We start from the raw sequence: 15469 nt of genomic DNA, 5'->3' as shown, positions 1-15469 counted from the left end.
CGCGCAGTCGGCACAAGAACCCGCCGTGGATGGGGCGGCGGTGGTGGATGGGCCGGCCGTGGTGGAAGGGGGCAGTGGTGGACGAGCGAGAACTACGGGTGGAGCGACCAGCGCCACGCCCCCGGGCCGGGGGACGCCGTCCCACCGAGCTGGTGCGCCCGGTTGGTCCAGTGCGTCCGGACCGGCTCGGCGGCCTCGTCGACCAGCCCACCCAGGTCCGTGCTGCGTGCGCTCGCGGCGACGATCCCCGCCACGAGCGCCGCGAGCTCGACCTCGTCGGGCCGGCCGCGCACCACGCGCACCGCGGGCCAGGCCATCGGCGCCGGGCTGATGTCATCGGCCCGGCGGGGGGCGCCGGCCGGGGCGAGCGCGACGGCGACGGCGTCGTCCTCGCCACCCGAGGACCAGCCCGCCGGTGAGCCCGTGCTCGGTGCCCCGACGGTCGGTGCGGCTGAGCCGTCCGGCGGGGTGCCGGCGGTCCGGCTGGGCGGGAGGCGACGACGGTGGTTCGTGCTCACGGCGGTCACAGCGGGATGTTCCCGTGCTTCTTGGTGGGGCCGCTCGCCCGCTTCGTGCGCAGCGCCCGCAGCGCCCGCACGATCTGGGTCCGCGTCTCCTCGGGGTGGATCACGCCGTCGATGTAGCCGCGCTCGGCGGCCTCCCACGGGTTCACGAGCGCCTCCTCGTACTCGGCGACCAGCCGGGCCCGCTCGGCCTCGACGTCCCCGCCGTCCGCGGCGACCTGCTTGAGCGCCGAGCGCTGGAGGATGTTCACGGCCCCGCCGGAACCCATGACGGCGATCTGCGCCGTCGGCCACGCGAGGTTGACGTCCGCGCCGAGCTTCTTCGATCCCATGACGATGTACGCCCCGCCGTAGGCCTTGCGGGTGATGAGGGTGACGAGCGGGACGGTGGCCTCGGCATAGGCGTAGATGAGTTTCGCGCCGCGCCGGATGATGCCGTTCCACTCCTGGTCCGTGCCCGGCAAGAATCCGGGCACGTCCACGAACGTCAGGACCGGGACGTTGAAGGCGTCGCACGTGCGCACGAACCGGGCGGCCTTCTCCGAGGCGTTGATGTCCAGCGTGCCGGCCATCTGCAGCGGCTGGTTCGCGACGATGCCGACCGGGCGGCCCTCGACGTGCCCGAACGCCGTGATGATGTTGGGCGCGAAGCCGGGCTGGACCTCGAGCAGCTCGCCGTCGTCGACGACGTGCTCGACGACGGTGCGCATGTCGTACGGCTGGTTGTCGGAGTCGGGGACGAGCAGCTCGAGCTCGGCGTCGGCGGCCGAGACCTCCAGCGCTGCCTCGGCCTCGGCGCCGGTGACCGGCCAGCTCGGCGGCTCGGAGAGGTTGTTCGCCGGCAGGTACGACAGCAGCGCGCGCGCGTAGTCGATGGCGTCGTCCTCGTCCGCCGCCTGGTAGTGGGCCACGCCGGAGCGTTGGGCGTGCGTGGCTGCGCCGCCGAGCTCCTCGAAGCCGACGTCCTCCCCGGTGACGGATTTGATGACGTCCGGGCCGGTGATGAACATGTTCGAGGTGCCCTCGACCATGACGATGAAGTCGGTCAGCGCGGGGGAGTAGACGGCGCCGCCGGCGCTGGGTCCCAGGATGAGCGAGATCTGGGGGATGACGCCGGACGCGGCGACGTTGCGGCGGAAGATCTCCGCGAACTGCGTCAGCGCCGCCACACCCTCCTGGATGCGGGCACCGCCACCGTCGGAGATGCCGATCAGCGGCACCCCGGTGCGCAGGGCCAGGTCCATGACCTTGGTGATCTTCTGCCCGTGCATCTCACCGAGCGACCCGCCGAAGACGGTGAAGTCCTGGGAGTAGACGCACACCTGGCGCCCGTCCACGGTGCCGAAACCGGTGACGACGCCGTCGCCCGGGATGCGCTTCTTCTCCAGCCCGAAGTTGGTCGAGCGATGCGTGACGAAGGCGTCGAGCTCGGTGAACGAGCCCGGGTCGAGCAGCGACTCGACGCGCTCGCGGGCGGACTTCTTGCCGCGCCGGTGCTGCTTCTCGGCGGCGCTCACGGCCGGGACGGTGATGCCGGCCTCGGTCCGGGCGGCAAGGTCGGCGAGTTTGCCGGCCGTGGAGGTTGCTCCTGTCGTCGCGAGCGTCGATTCGGTCACCCGGGCAGCGTACTTGTCGTTTCCTCACGCTCAGCATGAAGAGGTCCGCGTGATTGGGCTAGAACTTTGTGGGATTCCCACAAGCTCAGGTCGGCGCCGTCGGCCGTACGCGTCCTCGCGGCCGGGCCCGGCCCGCGCGGTGCGGAGGCGGGTGCGTGCCCGGCCCGCCTCGATCGCCTCGCCGGCCTGCAGGATGAGACACGCTCGCCGGCCTGCTGCGTGAGAGACGGCCGGCGGTGATCTCCCCGCGTAGCCTGGAGCCGCCATGACGCCGACGCCGAGCCCCTTCTCCCGTGTGGTCCGGGTCTCCCGAGCCACCTCGACCAATGCCGAGCTCGCCGCGGCGGCGCGCGCGGACCCGGCCGCCTGGCCGCACCTGTCCGTCCTGGTCGCGGAGCGGCAGGACGCCGGGCGCGGCCGTGCCGGGCGTACCTGGGTCACCGCCCCCGGCACGGCGCTGACCTGCTCGATCCTGCTCCGCCCCGCCGTCCCGCCCGAGACGATGGCGTGGGTCACGCTGCTCGCCGGCCTCGCCGTCGTCCGCGCGGGCGAGGACCTGCTCGGTGCGGCGGGCGTGCGGCTCGGCGTGAAGTGGCCCAACGACGTCCTCGCGCTCGACGTCGGGGACTCCGGCGTCGAAGGCTGGGGTCGGGACCGCAAGGTGGCCGGGATCCTGGCGGAGACCGTGCCCGCGGCACCGGGTGACGTCGTGCTCGGCGTGGGCGTCAACGTCGCCCAGCGCGCCGACCAGCTGCCCGTCCCGTGGGCGGCCTCGCTGCACCTTGTCGCCGCGCCGCGCCCCACCGCCGAGGACGTGCTCGGCGGCGTGGGTACCCACCTGGCGGGCCTGCTCCGCCGCTGGGAGGACGCCCGCGGCGACGCCGAGACCGCCGGCCTGGCGGACGAGGTGCGTGCCGTGTGCACGAGCCTGGGGCGGGCGGTCCGGGTAGACCTGCCGGGCGGTGAGACGCTCGCCGGGACCGCGATCGGCATCGATCCGGGCGGGCGCCTGCTCGTCGAGGCCGGCGGGCTGGTTCGCCCGGTCGCCGCCGGCGATGTCCGTCATGTCCGGGCAGCCGGGCCCGATCCGGCAGGCTAGGCTCGACGGATGAGCACGGAGGGGGGCCAGGTCCGGGGGCTGAGCGACCCCGCGGGGCCCGTTCCGACGCCCGAGGCCGAGCCTGAGCCGCAGCGCCGCGAGCCCGACCGCGGTGACCTCGACCCCCGGGACGAGGCCGGCCTCGATGACGGCAGCAACGTCCCGGACACCCAGGAGCCGCCGTCGTCGACGGTGCTGGCCCGGATCTACACCCTGCTCGGCGGCGTGCCTGACCTGACGATCGAGCAGCTCGCGCACCGTGCCGGAGTCTCCACCGAGTTCGCCCGTACCTTCTGGAAGGCGATGGGCTTCCCGAACGTCACGGCGGAGGCCGTCATGTTCGGCGACGCCGACGTCGAGGCGCTGCGGGCCATGGCTGCGCTGATCGATGACGACGTCATCGACGTCACCACCGCCATCTCGCTCATGCGCGCCCAGTCGCACATGACGGACCGTCTGGTGCTGTGGCAGGCCGAGGCACTCGTGGAGGGCGCTGTCCGGCGCCGCGGCCTGGACGACGTCTCCGCGCGCCTCGTGCTGCTCGACAAGATCACCAGCCTCGTCGACGTCCTGCAGTCGCAGCTCGACTACTCCTGGCGGCGTCAGCTCGCCGCGCTCGTCGCCCGCATCGACGCGGAGGTCGCGCAGAGCCACCAGATCCCGGCGGACCCCTACCAGATGCCGCTGCGGCGCGGGCTCGGTTTCGTCGACATGGTCGCCTACACGCGCCGGTCCACCGAGCTCGGCAGCCGCGCCCTCGCGCAGCTGGTGCAGACGTTCGAGTACACCTCGCGCGACGTCATCACCACCCACGGAGCGCGCGTGGTCAAGACCATCGGTGACGCGATCCTGTACATCGCCGACGACATCGTGACCACCGCGGAGGTCGTGGTCGAGCTCGTGGTCGCGCTCCAGGCCGAGAAGGACATGCTGCCGGTGCGGGCGTCGATGGTGTGGGGCGGGGTGCTCTCGCGCAACGGCGACGTGTTCGGCCCCACGGTCAACCTCGCCTCCCGCCTGGTCGACGTCGCACCGCCCGGTGCGATCCTCATGGACGAGGCGACCGCCGACGCCCTGGCGGCCAGCCCCGTGGCGCGCGAGTACACGATGGTGCCCCGCGCGGGCGTCGACCTCCAGGGCCTGGGCGAGGTCCATCCCATCGAGCTGCGCCGCCTGCCCCGCTGACGGCACCCGGCACCACCAACGGGCGTTATCGCCCAACGGGCGTTATCGTCGGCCTGTGGCGTGTCCTTGACCTTCGCTTGACGTTTTGTCGTACGATGACGCCGTGACCAACGTGCTGCTCGTAGAGGACGATCCTGCGATCGCCGAACCCCTCGCCCGCGCCCTCGGGCGTGAGGGCTATGACGTCCGGACCCACGGGACCGGCCGGGGAGCCATCGACGACCTCCCCAACGGGGCCGACCTGGTCGTCCTCGACCTCGGCCTGCCCGACATGGACGGGCTCGACGTCGCCCGGCACATCCGCAAAGCGGGACACACGCTTCCCATCCTCGTGCTCACGGCACGCGCCGACGAGGTGGACCTCGTCGTCGGCCTCGACGCCGGCGCCGACGACTACGTCACCAAGCCGTTCCGCCTCGCCGAGCTCCTCGCCCGCGTCCGGGCATTGCTGCGCCGTGTCGGCGGCGACGCGGCGGACGAGGACGAGATGGTCGCGCAGGACGTGCGCGTCGACGTCGCCGCCCACCGGGCGTTCCGCGGTGCCCGTGAGCTGCACCTGACCGCGAAGGAGTTCGAGCTCCTGCGTGTCCTGGTGCGTGATGCGGGCTCCGTCGTCGGGCGCGAGATCCTCATGCGTGAGGTCTGGGGCACGGACCCGACGGGCTCGACCAAGACGTTGGACATGCACGTGTCCTGGTTGCGGCGCAAGCTCGGCGACGACGCGAACGACCCGAAGTACATCACCACGGTCCGCGGGATGGGCTTCCGGTTCGAGACGTCCGAGGGTTAGCCGGCCGTGCGGCGCCGTGCCGTCCTGATGATCGTCGCGGCCGTCACGGTCGCGGTGTTGCTCCTCGGCGTCCCGATGGCGTTCTTCGGCGCCCTCTTCGTCTGGGACCAGGAGCGGTCCACGCTGGACATGCGGACCTCCTCCCTCGGCCTCTCCGTCGAGCGGCGCCTCGCCAACGGCGAGGAGCTCAACGAGGCCATGCTCACCTCGTGGGTGGACGGTGAGACGAACCTGGCGGCGGCGATCCTCGTGCAGGCGCCCGACGGCACGCAGTACCGGGCCGGGCCCCGCTTCGAGGACCGCGTGGTGCGATCGCTCCAGCTGACGCCCTCCGGCGCCACCGTCCGCATGGACGTCGACGCCGGGGCGGTGCGCTGGGAGGCCGCCCAGGTGGTCCTCTTCGTCCTCGCCGCGGCCGCCGTGGCGCTCGGGGTCGGGGTCCTCGTGGCGCGGCACCAGGCCCGCCGGCTCTCCGCACCGCTGATCTACCTCGCGGCCTCCGCCGAGCAGGTCGGCTCGGGTCAGGTGCGGCCCCGGATCAAGCCCTCCGGCATCGAGGAGATCGACCTCGTCGCCACCGAGCTCGCCCGCAGCTCCGACCGGATGGCGGGGCGCCTCGCCGCCGAGCGACAGTTCGCCGCCGACGCCTCCCACCAGCTGCGCACCCCGCTCACCGCGCTGTCGATGCGGCTCGAGGAGATCGAGGCGGTCAGCGACCAGGAGGAGGTCCGCGAGGAGGCTCGCATCTCGCTCCAGCAGCTCGAGCGGCTCACGGGTGTGGTCGAGGACCTCCTCAGGACGTCCCGGTCCGCGGGCGGCGGCACCACCGAGGCCGTGCACCTGGCGGAGGTCTTCGCCCAGCAGGAGGAGGAGTGGACGCCGGCGTTCGCCGCCGTGGGCCGCGAGCTCGTCTTCGACACCGCCGCCGGGATCACGGTGCTGGTGACCCCCGGTTCGCTCGCGCAGGTGCTGGCGACCCTGGTGGAGAACGCGCTGAAGTACGGCGCCGGCACTACGCGTGTGGTCAGCCGCGTCTCCAGCGGCGGCAAGGGGGTGTTCATCGACGTCTCCGACGAGGGGGCGGGGGTCAACGACGACATCGCCGCCGAGATCTTCACCAAGCACGTCTCGGGTGGGTCCGGCACGGGCCTCGGCCTCGCGCTCGCGAAGGACCTCGTCGCCGCCGACGGCGGCCGCCTCGAGCTCAGCCAGCGCCGCCCGCCGGTGTTCACGGTCTTCGTCAACGCCGTGCCGAAGTCGCTCGACCCGGACGTGGTGCTGCCCCAGGGTGCCCTCGTCTCGGTCGGCCGTCGCCGCCGCCGGCGGTGACGCGCACCGACCAGGCCGCGCCCCGCGCCGACGGCGTCACGCCGTGGGCGCGGTGAACACCAGGTAGCGGTAGCACAGGTAGCGGAACGACGTCCCCAGGACGAGGCCGACCCCGTTCGCGGCGATGTTGTCCGCCAGCGGCGACGTCAGCCCCAGCACGTAGTGGCTGATGGCGAGGCAGCCGACCGCGATCGTCATGCCGCCGAGGTTGACGAGGACGAACATGACCAGCTCGCGTCCCCGTGAGTCGCGCCGGCTCCCGGAGAAGGTCCAGTAGCGGTTGCCCAGCCACGCGACCAGCACCGAGACCGCCACCGAGAGGACCTTCGCGGTGAGCGGCTTGTCCCCGAGGAGCTCACCGGGGCCGAAGCGGAGCAGATTGAACAGACCCACGTCGACGACGAACGCCAGGCCGCCCACGGCGCAGAACCGCAGCAGCTCGCGCAGCCACACGGCCAGGGTCTGACCCCGCAGCACCCGGTCCCACCGGCGTGGGCGTGCGGTGTGCCCGGTCCCGGCCCGGGGGGCGGGTCGGGCCTGGTCGCGGAACGTGGTCACGCCTGAAGCGTAGCCAGGGATACCCTCGACGCCGTGGGAGCACCGGTGGTGGCAGTCGTGGGTGGGGGCCAGCTGGCCCGGATGATGCAGCAGCAGGCGATCGCCCTCGGCGTGCACCTGCGTGTCCTCGTCGAGTCGCCCACCGCCGCGACGGCGCAGGTGGTGCCCGATGCGCCGGTCGGGCGGGCGGACGACGCCGCCGCGATCCGCGCGCTCGTCGAGGGTGCCGACGTGCTCACGTTCGAGCACGAGCACGTGCCGAACGACTTGCTCCGCGACCTGCAGGCGCACGGCACCCCGGTGCGCCCCGGGCCGGACGCCCTCGTGCACGCCCAGGACAAGATCGTCATGCGCACCCGCCTGACCGACATCGGCGCCCCGTGCCCCGCGTGGACGGCCGTCCGCACCGAAGGCGAGCTCGCCGCGTTCGGTGACGCCACCGGCTGGCCCGTGGTGCTCAAGACCGCCCGCGGCGGCTACGACGGCAAGGGCGTGCGCCTCGTGGCCGCGGCCCACGAGGCCGCCGACTGGTTCGCTGCGCTCGCCCCGGGCGACGCCCTGCTCGCGGAGGAGCAGGTGCCCTTCACCCGCGAGCTCGCCGTCCTCGTCGCCCGCCGCCCCTCGGGCGGACCGGACGGCGGTGGGGAGATCCGCAGCTGGCCCGTCGTGGAGACCGTCCAGGTCGACGGCGTCTGCGCGGAGGTGCTCGCGCCGGCGCCCGGTCTGTCCGAGGAGACGGCCGCCCGCGCCATGCACATCGGTGAGCGGATCGCCGCCGACCTCGGTGTCACCGGGGTCCTCGCCGTGGAGATGTTCGAGGTGCACCACGACGACGGCAGCTCGCGCCTCGTCGTCAACGAGCTCGCCATGCGTCCCCACAACTCCGGGCACTGGACCATCGACGGCGCCGTGACCAGCCAGTTCGAGCAGCACCTGCGTGCCGTCCTGGACCTGCCGCTCGGCGACACGACACCCACCGCCGCCCACGCCGTCATGGTGAACCTCCTCGGCTCCGCGCGTGCGGAGCCGCGGGACGCCTACCCCGAGCTCATGGCCAGGCATCCGGGCGCCAAGGTCCATTTCTACGGCAAGGAGGTGCGCCCCGGCCGCAAGCTCGGCCACGTGACCGTCACCGGCGACGACCTCGACGCCGCCCGCACCACCGCTCGGGCCGCGGTCGCCGTCCTGCAGGGCGGGTGAACGCCGTGGCCACCGCCCCCGTCCTGGACCCGACGGCGGACGTCGTCGAGCTCACCGCCGCCGTCTGCGACATCCCCTCCGTCTCGGGGGCGGAGCGGGTGCTCGCGGACGCCATCGAGGCGGCGCTGGGCGGGTGCACCCACCTGGAGGTGCTGCGTGACGGCGACGCCGTGGTGGCTCGCACCCACCTCGGCCGCGGCCGCCGCGTCGTCGTCGCCGGCCACCTCGACACCGTGCCCGTGCAGGGCAACCTCCCCACCCGGCTGGTGACCGCCCCGGACGGCACCGCGGAGCTGTGGGGTCGGGGCACGGTGGACATGAAGGGCGGCGTCGCGATCGCCCTCCAGCTCGCGGCCACCCTGGCGGCCCCGCGCTGGGACGTCACGTGGGTCTTCTACGACCACGAGGAGGTCGCCTCCGAGCTCAACGGGCTCGGCCGGCTCGTGGCGCATCACCCGGAGTGGGTCGCCGGCGACCTCGCCGTGCTCGGCGAGCCGACGGCGGGTGGCATCGAGGGCGGCTGCAACGGCACGCTGCGCGTCGAGGTCCGCACCACCGGCCGCACCGCGCACTCCGCCCGCGCCTGGGTCGGCGACAACGCGGTCCACCGGGCGGGTGAGGTCCTGGGCCGGCTCGCCCGCTACGAAGCACGCAGCGTCGAGGTCGACGGTCTCGTGTATCGGGAGGGACTGAACGCCGTCGGGATCACCGGGGGCATCGCGTCGAACATGATCCCCGACGAGTGCGTGGTGACCGTGAACTACCGGTTCGCCCCCTCGCTCTCCGCGGCCGCGGCCGAGGCCCACGTGCGCGACGTCTTCGACGGCTTCGACGTGCGGGTGACCGATCTCGCGGGCGGTGCCCGGCCGGGCCTGGACGACCCGCTCGTGGTCGACTTCGTCGACGCCGTCACGGGTGTCACCGGTGGGGAGCCCGGGCCCAAGTACGGCTGGACCGACGTCGCCCGGTTCGCCGAGCTGGGCGTGCCCGCGGTCAACTTCGGCCCGGGTGACCCCCTCCTCGCCCACGCCGACGACGAACGCTGCCCGACCGACCAGATCCGCGCGTGCCGGGCGGCCCTGCACGCCTGGCTCGCGTGACCCGCCGGCGACGGATTCCCCCGCAGGCAAAACGAAACCCCCGGAGTCGGGGACACTAGGAACCATGACACGCGAGGTCCGCCACACCGACCACCACCCGAACGGCTACCGCAAGGGCCCGGTCCTGCTGCGCCGGGACCAGATCCCGCGCGAGACGACCGACGCCCGGTTGCTCGCCCCCGAGCAGGACACCAGCTGGCTGCACCAGGACCCCTGGCGCGTCATGCGGATCCAGGCGGAGTTCGTCGAGGGCTTCGGCGCGCTCGCCGAGCTCGGCCCGGCGATCTCGGTGTTCGGCTCCGCCCGCGTCCACGTCGGGGAGCCCGAGTACGTGCTCGCCGAGGACATCGGCCGCCGGCTCGTCGAGGTCGGCTTCGCCGTCGTCACCGGCGGCGGCCCGGGCATCATGGAGGCGGCGAACAAGGGTGCCTGCGAAGCGGACGGAGTCTCGGTCGGCCTGGGTATCGAGCTGCCGTTCGAGCAGGGCATGAACCGCTGGGTCGACCTCGGGGTGAACTTCCGTTACTTCTTCGCCCGGAAGACCATGTTCATCAAGTACTCCCAGGGCTTCATCGTCATGCCCGGCGGGTTCGGCACGATGGACGAGCTCTTCGAGGCGCTCACGCTCGTCCAGACGCGGAAGGTCTCCTCGTTCCCGATCGTCCTCGTCGGCAGGGAGTACTGGGGCGGGCTGGTCGAGTGGCTGCGCGGCACGATGGTCGAGCGCGGCACCATCAACCCCGCAGACGTCGATCTCCTGCCCGTGGTGGACACGGCGGCGGAGGCGGTCGAGGCCGTCACGGCGGCGGTGGAGGTGCTCGCCCGGGAGCGCCAGTCCCAGGCCGCGACTGATGTCGAAGCAGGTGGGGCGGCTGAGTGATCCCCGGTGGGTGCTCTAGACTAGGACCGGTGACCGCATGCGGGCGGCAACGTCCCAGACGCACGGCGGTCGATACATGGAAGAAGAGGGGTGTCCACAGATGGCTGCGATGAAGCCGAGGACCGGAGACGGACCGCTCGAGGTGACCAAGGAGGGGCGTGGCATCGTCATGCGGGTCCCGCTCGAGGGTGGCGGTCGGCTCGTCGTCGAACTCACGCCGGCAGAGGCGGGCGAGTTGAGCGACGCGCTCAGCGCCGTCGCCCGCTGAGACGCTCGCACCCCGACGGCCGGTCGGCATCGCTGACCGGCCGTCTCGTGCACTCCGGGTCTCGTGCACACCGGCACGGCGGGCGTGCGTCGGCCGGTGCCGGGCGGGCGCGGGTCGGCCGGCCCGTCGTCAGCGGCGTACCGCGACGAGCAGCCCGTCCCCGGTGGGCAGCAGCGCCGTGATCAGGCGTTCGTCCGCACGCATCCGTCGGCCGAGCTCGCGCGCGGCCACCGTGTCGTCGTCGCGGCGGGCCGGGTCGGCCACGCGGTCGTGCCACAGCGCCCGGGGCACTGCCACGATCCCGCCCGGCCGCAGCAGCCGGACCGCCTGCTCGACGTCGTCGGCCGCCTCGGCGGGATCGCCGTCGACGAGCACGAGGTCGTAGGCGCCGTCGGCGAGCCGGGGGAGCACCTCCTGGGCGCGGCCGCTGATCAGCCGGGTGCGGGGTGCGCCGGCGCCGGCCGCGGCGAAGGCCTCCCGGGCGGCGCGCTGGTGCTCGGCCTCGATGTCGATCGTGGTGAGCACGCCGTTCGGGGCCATGCCGGCCAGCAGCCACAGCCCGCTGACGCCGGTGCCCGTGCCGACCTCGGCCACCGCGCGCGCCTGGCACGCGGCGGCCAGCATGCGCAGCGCGGCTCCGGCCCCGGTGGGGACGGGGACGACGCCGAGCTCCTCCGCCCGCAGCCGCGCCTCGGCGGCGACGTCGGGCTCGAGGACGAACTCCTCGGTGTAGGCCCAGGAGAGGGCCTTGTCTCCGGCGATGGTGACCTCCCGGTGCGCGACGGTCGATGGGCCAGGTGGTCCACGCGCCGATGCTACCGGTTGGCACCGACGCGAACCTCCGCCACTCCCAGGCAGTCCCCAGGCTCGGCCCGTACCATGGGGTCCATCGACGACGAAGGAACTCAGATGCACGACGACCGGCCCGCCGCCCTGCTGAGCGAGGATGCCGAGGAGCGCGCCGTCGAGCCGGTGTGGGCGCCGCCGTCCTGGGAACAGATCGTCACCGAGCACAGTGCGCGTGTGTACCGCCTCGCGTACCGGCTCACCGGTAACCGGGCCGATGCCGAGGACCTCACGCAGGAGACGTTCGTACGGGTGTTCCGCTCGCTGCACTCCTATCAGCCGGGCAACTTCGACGGCTGGTTGCACCGCATCACCACCAACCTGTTCCTCGATCAGGCGCGCCGTAGGACGAGGGTGCGGTTCGACCCCATCGGTGAGGCCACCGAACGCCTGCCGAACGCCCACGACGCCGAGGAGCCCGAGCGCGGGTTCGAGCACGCGAACCTCGACCTTGACGTCCAGGCGGCCCTGGACGCGCTGCCCCCCACCTACCGCGCCGCCGTCGTCCTGTGCGACATCGAGGGCCTCTCCTACGAGGAGATCGCCGCGACCCTCGACATCAAGATGGGCACCGTGCGCTCGCGCATCCACCGGGCGCGCGCGCTGCTGCGCGACCAGCTCGAGCACCGCCGGCCCCTGGCGCTCCCGCGATCGGACAAGGTCGGCGCCACCGGAGGTATCGCGTGACGGGTGGACACCTCGGCACCGACGTCAGCGCGCTCGTGGACGGCCAGCTGCCGCCCGAGCGCGCCGAGGCCGCCCTCGTGCACCTCGTGACCTGCGACCGGTGCGCCGCGGAGGTCGCGTTAGAACGCTCCTCGCGGCGTCGGCTCTCCGGCGCGGAGGACGTCCCCCCGAGCACCGAGCTGACCGACCGGCTCCTGCGCCTCGCCCACGAGCCGGCGGCGCACCCCGCCCAGCGGCCCTGGCCCATGAGCGAGCGGGCCCGGCGCCGTCTCGTGTCCCGGACCGGCCTGGTGGCCGTCGGTGCCGCCGGGGTGGCGGGTGCGCTCGTGGTGGTGGGTACCCTCGCCGAGCGGCCGGAGGACCCGGCGCGGCTGCTCGCCACCGCGCTCGGGCTGCAGAGCAAGAGCCAGGTCGTCGTCTCACCGAACGGCATCGCGCCCGCCACGATGCTCACCCGGTCCGACGACGGCGCGGCCACGGCGAGCACCACCGGCTCCGCTCTGGCCTGGCTCGCCGGTCAGGGCTGGGGAGTGCCGTCGGCGGTGCCCGCCGGCCTCCACGTCAACTACGTGGGCACCAGCACCGGCCCCAGCGGCGAGACGGTGCTCGAGGTCGAGCTCGTCGGGGACGGTCACCAGATCCTCGTGCTCCAGCAGCGTGGCGTGCTGGACCCCGACGCCCTCGCGTCGCTGGAGACCCTCCAGCTCGGGGACGTCGAGGCGTACGTGCTGCCCGGCCCTGGCACCCGGCTGGCGATCCAGTGCGACGAGGTCATCGTCCTCGTCGCCTCTCCCGTCGAGGACGAGCTCGTGCACGACGTCGCAGCCGCCTTCCCGGCCATCGAGCCCGGCTCCGGTATGGGCGACCGCCTCGACCGCGGATGGCAGACTCTGGTCTCGTGGACCGAATTGATCGCCCGGCAGCCGTGACCCCAGAGCGGGGGCCGCGATGACGTACCGCGAGGACGACCCCCGTCCCGTGCCTGCGCCCCCAGTGCCGGCGTCCGCGCCGGGCACCTACGAGTACGCACCGACGCCGGCGCCTCGGGCGGAGCCGTACCAGCGCGCCGACGAGCGACCCGACGAACCCGCCGGTGCGGTGGCGGGCTCGGGCCGTGGCCGCCGGTTCCGCCGTCGGCGCGCGCCGCGCCGGGCGCCTGCCGAGGCGACCGAGACCGGCCTCGGCGTGTTCGCGCTCCATGGGCCGGCGGATCCGTTCCCGACCGGCGCCGACCCGTACATGCGGCCCGACCAGTCCGGGGCGGGGCAGTTCGCACATCTGGACCCGTCCGGACCGCGAGGGCAGTTCGCGCGTCCTGACCAGTCCGCCCCGCCCGGGCAGTTCGCACCTCCGGGTCAGCACGTGCCCGGCCCCTTCTCGCCGCCCCCGGGTCAGTTCGGACCCCTGAGGCAGGGCATGGTCGCGAGCCAGGCCCGGCCCGGGCCGAGCGGGCCTTCCGCAGGCCCCGCGCCCGGTGGGTATCCCCCCGCCCCGACCCCCGCGCCGAACCGCCGCGGGGTCGCCGTGGGCGTCGTCGTCCTGCTGATGCTGGTCGCCCTGCTGCTGGGGGTGCTGATCGGCGGCGTCGGCGCGCGGAGCCTGTTCGGCGCGACAGGGCGTACCACGCTGCCGGTCTCCACGGGCGCCGGCGCGGACCGCGCCCCGGGCTCGGTGGCCGAGATCGCCGACACGGTGATCGCCTCGACCGTGTACATCGAGGCCACCAACGCCGGGCAGGGCAGCTCGGGTACCGGCATGGTGCTGCGGGAGGACGGCTACATCGTCACGAACAACCACGTCGTCGCGAACGCGACCGGCGGGGGACGGGTGGTCGTCAGTTTCCCCGACGGCAGCCAGGAGCAGGCCGAGATCGTCGGCACCACCAGCGACTACGACCTCGCTGTGCTGCGGGTGCCCCGCGAGGGCCTGACCCCGCTCGTGCTCGCCGACTCCGACACCGTCGTGGTGGGCGACCCCGTGGTCGCGGTCGGCGCCCCGCTGGGCCTCGAGGGTACGGTGACGACCGGTATCATCAGCGCCCTCAACCGCCCGGTCATCGCCGGCGGCCCCGACGCGACGACGTTCATCAACGCCATCCAGACGGATGCGGCGATCAACCCCGGGAACTCGGGCGGGCCCCTCGTGGACGCGGCAGGGCGGGTCATCGGCATCAACACGGCGATCGCGCAGGCGTCCGGAGCGGCGTCCGCGACGGGCAGCATCGGGCTCGGCTTCGCGATCCCCGCCAACCAGGTGCGCCGCACCGCCGAGCAGCTCATCGCCCAGGGGCGCGCCACCTACCCCGTGATCGGGGTCGCGCTGGACACCCAGTACCGCGGCGAGGGGGTGCGCGTGCTCCAGGACGACCAGCCGGACAGTGCCGCCGTGACGCCCGACGGTCCGGGCGACCAGGCCGGCATCGAGCCTGGCGACATCATCCTGAGCATCGACGGCCGGCCGGTCACCGACCCCAACGAGCTCATCGTCGCGGTCCGGGCCCGTGCCCCAGGGGACACGATCGTGCTCGAGGTGCGGCGCGGCATGACGGAGCGGGTGATCTCCGTGGTTCTCGGGGAGAACACGTCCGACTGACCCGGGCGGTGGAGCACCACGGGGCCGGCGCGACGGAGCACCACGGGGCCCGGGCGGTGGAGCACCACGGGGCCGGCGCGACGGAGCACCACGGGGCCGGCGCGACCGGGGCGCCTGGGCCTCGGCGGTAGGCGTCGCCGCTGCTCACGTCCACAACACCCGGTCGGTCCGACGACCCCGCGCGACGACGGCCGGTTCTCGGCGACCGATGACCCGGGCCGGAGCGGGCGGCTCGCCACCGCCGGAGACCAACGGCCGCCCTCGGGGCCGTGTGCACGCCCTATCCTGTGACGGTGATGGGAATCTCGGGCGGTGAGCTGGTCGTCCTGCTCATCCTGATCTTCCTGCTCGTCGGGCCGGAGAAGCTGCCCGAGCTCGCGCAGCAGCTCGGCCGTCTGACGCGAGAGCTCAAGAAGCTCGCGACCGGCGCCAAGGAGAAGGTCAAGGAGGAGCTCGGCCCGGAGTTCCAGGACCTCGCTGCCTTCGACCCGCGCCAGTACGACCCGCGCCGGATCGTGCGCGAGGCGTTCATGGACGACCCCCGGCCTGCCGCACCGGCCCGGTCGGCGGCGGCGCGCCGTCCCACCTCCAGGCCGGCGTCGCCGGGGGACCCGCAGGCCGCAGCGCCTCCCGGGCTGAGTACGCTCGCTGCCGGGGCTGCCGGGGCTGCCGGGTTCCCACCGTCGAGCGATGCCGACGTCGTGCCACCAGCGGGCGACATGGCACAGGCGGCCGACCCGAGTGCTGCCCCCGCGGCCGACCCGAATGCTGTCCCGGCGGATACCCCGAATTCGG

The 15469-nt window shown here is 73.6% G+C and carries 16 protein-coding genes; 12 read left to right on the top strand and 4 right to left on the bottom strand.

Annotated features, from left to right (window positions below; all coding sequences use genetic code 11):
• Positions 1-92: 92 nt before the first annotated feature.
• Entirely contained in the window at positions 93-518 is a 426-nt protein-coding gene (locus ACYC1Z_RS09530; protein WP_461409286.1) for an acyl-CoA carboxylase subunit epsilon, read from the bottom strand.
• Between the two features lie 5 nt (positions 519-523).
• Positions 524-2140, bottom strand: a complete 1617-nt coding sequence (locus tag ACYC1Z_RS09525) for an acyl-CoA carboxylase subunit beta (RefSeq protein WP_461409285.1) — start codon at positions 2138-2140, stop codon at positions 524-526.
• A 265-nt stretch (positions 2141-2405) separates the two neighbouring features.
• On the opposite strand from ACYC1Z_RS09525, the gene ACYC1Z_RS09520 reads away from it, so the two are divergent.
• The 4 genes from ACYC1Z_RS09520 (at position 2406) to ACYC1Z_RS09505 (ending at position 6543) form a co-directional block, all read left to right on the top strand.
• Positions 2406-3239, top strand: a complete 834-nt coding sequence (locus tag ACYC1Z_RS09520; protein WP_461409284.1) for a biotin--[acetyl-CoA-carboxylase] ligase — start codon at positions 2406-2408, stop codon at positions 3237-3239.
• A 9-nt stretch (positions 3240-3248) separates the two neighbouring features.
• Positions 3249-4424: an adenylate/guanylate cyclase domain-containing protein gene (locus tag ACYC1Z_RS09515; RefSeq protein ID WP_461409283.1), complete on the top strand. Its 1176-nt coding sequence runs from the start codon at positions 3249-3251 to the stop codon at positions 4422-4424.
• Positions 4425-4527: 103 nt separating this feature from the next.
• Complete coding sequence (locus ACYC1Z_RS09510) at positions 4528-5214, top strand: response regulator transcription factor (protein ID WP_461409282.1); 687 nt, start codon at positions 4528-4530, stop codon at positions 5212-5214.
• A 6-nt stretch (positions 5215-5220) separates the two neighbouring features.
• Complete coding sequence (locus ACYC1Z_RS09505; RefSeq protein WP_461409281.1) at positions 5221-6543, top strand: sensor histidine kinase; 1323 nt, start codon at positions 5221-5223, stop codon at positions 6541-6543.
• A 36-nt stretch (positions 6544-6579) separates the two neighbouring features.
• On the opposite strand, the gene ACYC1Z_RS09500 is transcribed toward ACYC1Z_RS09505, so the two are convergent.
• Complete coding sequence (locus ACYC1Z_RS09500; protein WP_461409288.1) at positions 6580-7020, bottom strand: GtrA family protein; 441 nt, start codon at positions 7018-7020, stop codon at positions 6580-6582.
• Positions 7021-7134: 114 nt separating this feature from the next.
• On the opposite strand from ACYC1Z_RS09500, the gene ACYC1Z_RS09495 reads away from it, so the two are divergent.
• The 4 genes from ACYC1Z_RS09495 to ACYC1Z_RS09480 all read left to right on the top strand — a co-directional run bounded on the left by ACYC1Z_RS09495 (position 7135) and on the right by ACYC1Z_RS09480 (position 10549).
• Positions 7135-8301 carry a 5-(carboxyamino)imidazole ribonucleotide synthase gene (locus ACYC1Z_RS09495; RefSeq protein ID WP_461409280.1) on the top strand — a complete coding sequence of 389 codons (1167 nt, stop codon included), beginning with the start codon at positions 7135-7137 and terminating at the stop codon, positions 8299-8301.
• Positions 8302-8306: 5 nt separating this feature from the next.
• Complete coding sequence (dapE, locus tag ACYC1Z_RS09490) at positions 8307-9401, top strand: succinyl-diaminopimelate desuccinylase (protein ID WP_461409279.1); 1095 nt, start codon at positions 8307-8309, stop codon at positions 9399-9401.
• 64 nt (positions 9402-9465) lie between these two features.
• Positions 9466-10281: an LOG family protein gene (locus tag ACYC1Z_RS09485; protein ID WP_461409278.1), complete on the top strand. Its 816-nt coding sequence runs from the start codon at positions 9466-9468 to the stop codon at positions 10279-10281.
• Positions 10282-10381: 100 nt separating this feature from the next.
• Positions 10382-10549: a DUF3117 domain-containing protein gene (locus ACYC1Z_RS09480; RefSeq protein WP_461409277.1), complete on the top strand. Its 168-nt coding sequence runs from the start codon at positions 10382-10384 to the stop codon at positions 10547-10549.
• Between the two features lie 129 nt (positions 10550-10678).
• Here ACYC1Z_RS09480 and ACYC1Z_RS09475 read toward each other — a convergent pair whose 3' ends face one another.
• Positions 10679-11311, bottom strand: a complete 633-nt coding sequence (locus ACYC1Z_RS09475) for an O-methyltransferase (RefSeq protein ID WP_461409287.1) — start codon at positions 11309-11311, stop codon at positions 10679-10681.
• Positions 11312-11458: 147 nt separating this feature from the next.
• On the opposite strand from ACYC1Z_RS09475, the gene sigE reads away from it, so the two are divergent.
• From sigE to ACYC1Z_RS09455, 4 genes are all read left to right on the top strand, one after another.
• The gene (gene sigE, locus ACYC1Z_RS09470; RefSeq protein WP_461409276.1) at positions 11459-12082 is read left to right on the top strand and encodes an RNA polymerase sigma factor SigE; all 624 of its coding nucleotides are present in this window, start codon (positions 11459-11461) and stop codon (positions 12080-12082) included.
• On the top strand, positions 12079-13011 hold the full coding sequence (locus ACYC1Z_RS09465; RefSeq protein ID WP_461409275.1) for an anti-sigma factor family protein: 933 nt from the start codon (positions 12079-12081) through the stop codon (positions 13009-13011). The genes sigE and ACYC1Z_RS09465 overlap by 4 nt, the downstream gene beginning before the upstream one ends.
• Positions 13012-13606: 595 nt before the next feature.
• Positions 13607-14674: a S1C family serine protease gene (locus ACYC1Z_RS09460; RefSeq protein ID WP_461409274.1), complete on the top strand. Its 1068-nt coding sequence runs from the start codon at positions 13607-13609 to the stop codon at positions 14672-14674.
• A gap of 296 nt (positions 14675-14970) precedes the next feature.
• Positions 14971-15469, top strand: a 499-nt coding sequence (locus tag ACYC1Z_RS09455; protein WP_461409273.1) for a twin-arginine translocase TatA/TatE family subunit, incomplete at its 3' end; no start/stop codon positions are given.

The sequence above is a fragment of the Georgenia sp. genome (genome assembly GCF_054605595.1).
The sequence above is the reverse complement of the archived record's forward strand: the minus strand, read 5'-3'. Positions and strand labels throughout refer to the sequence as shown.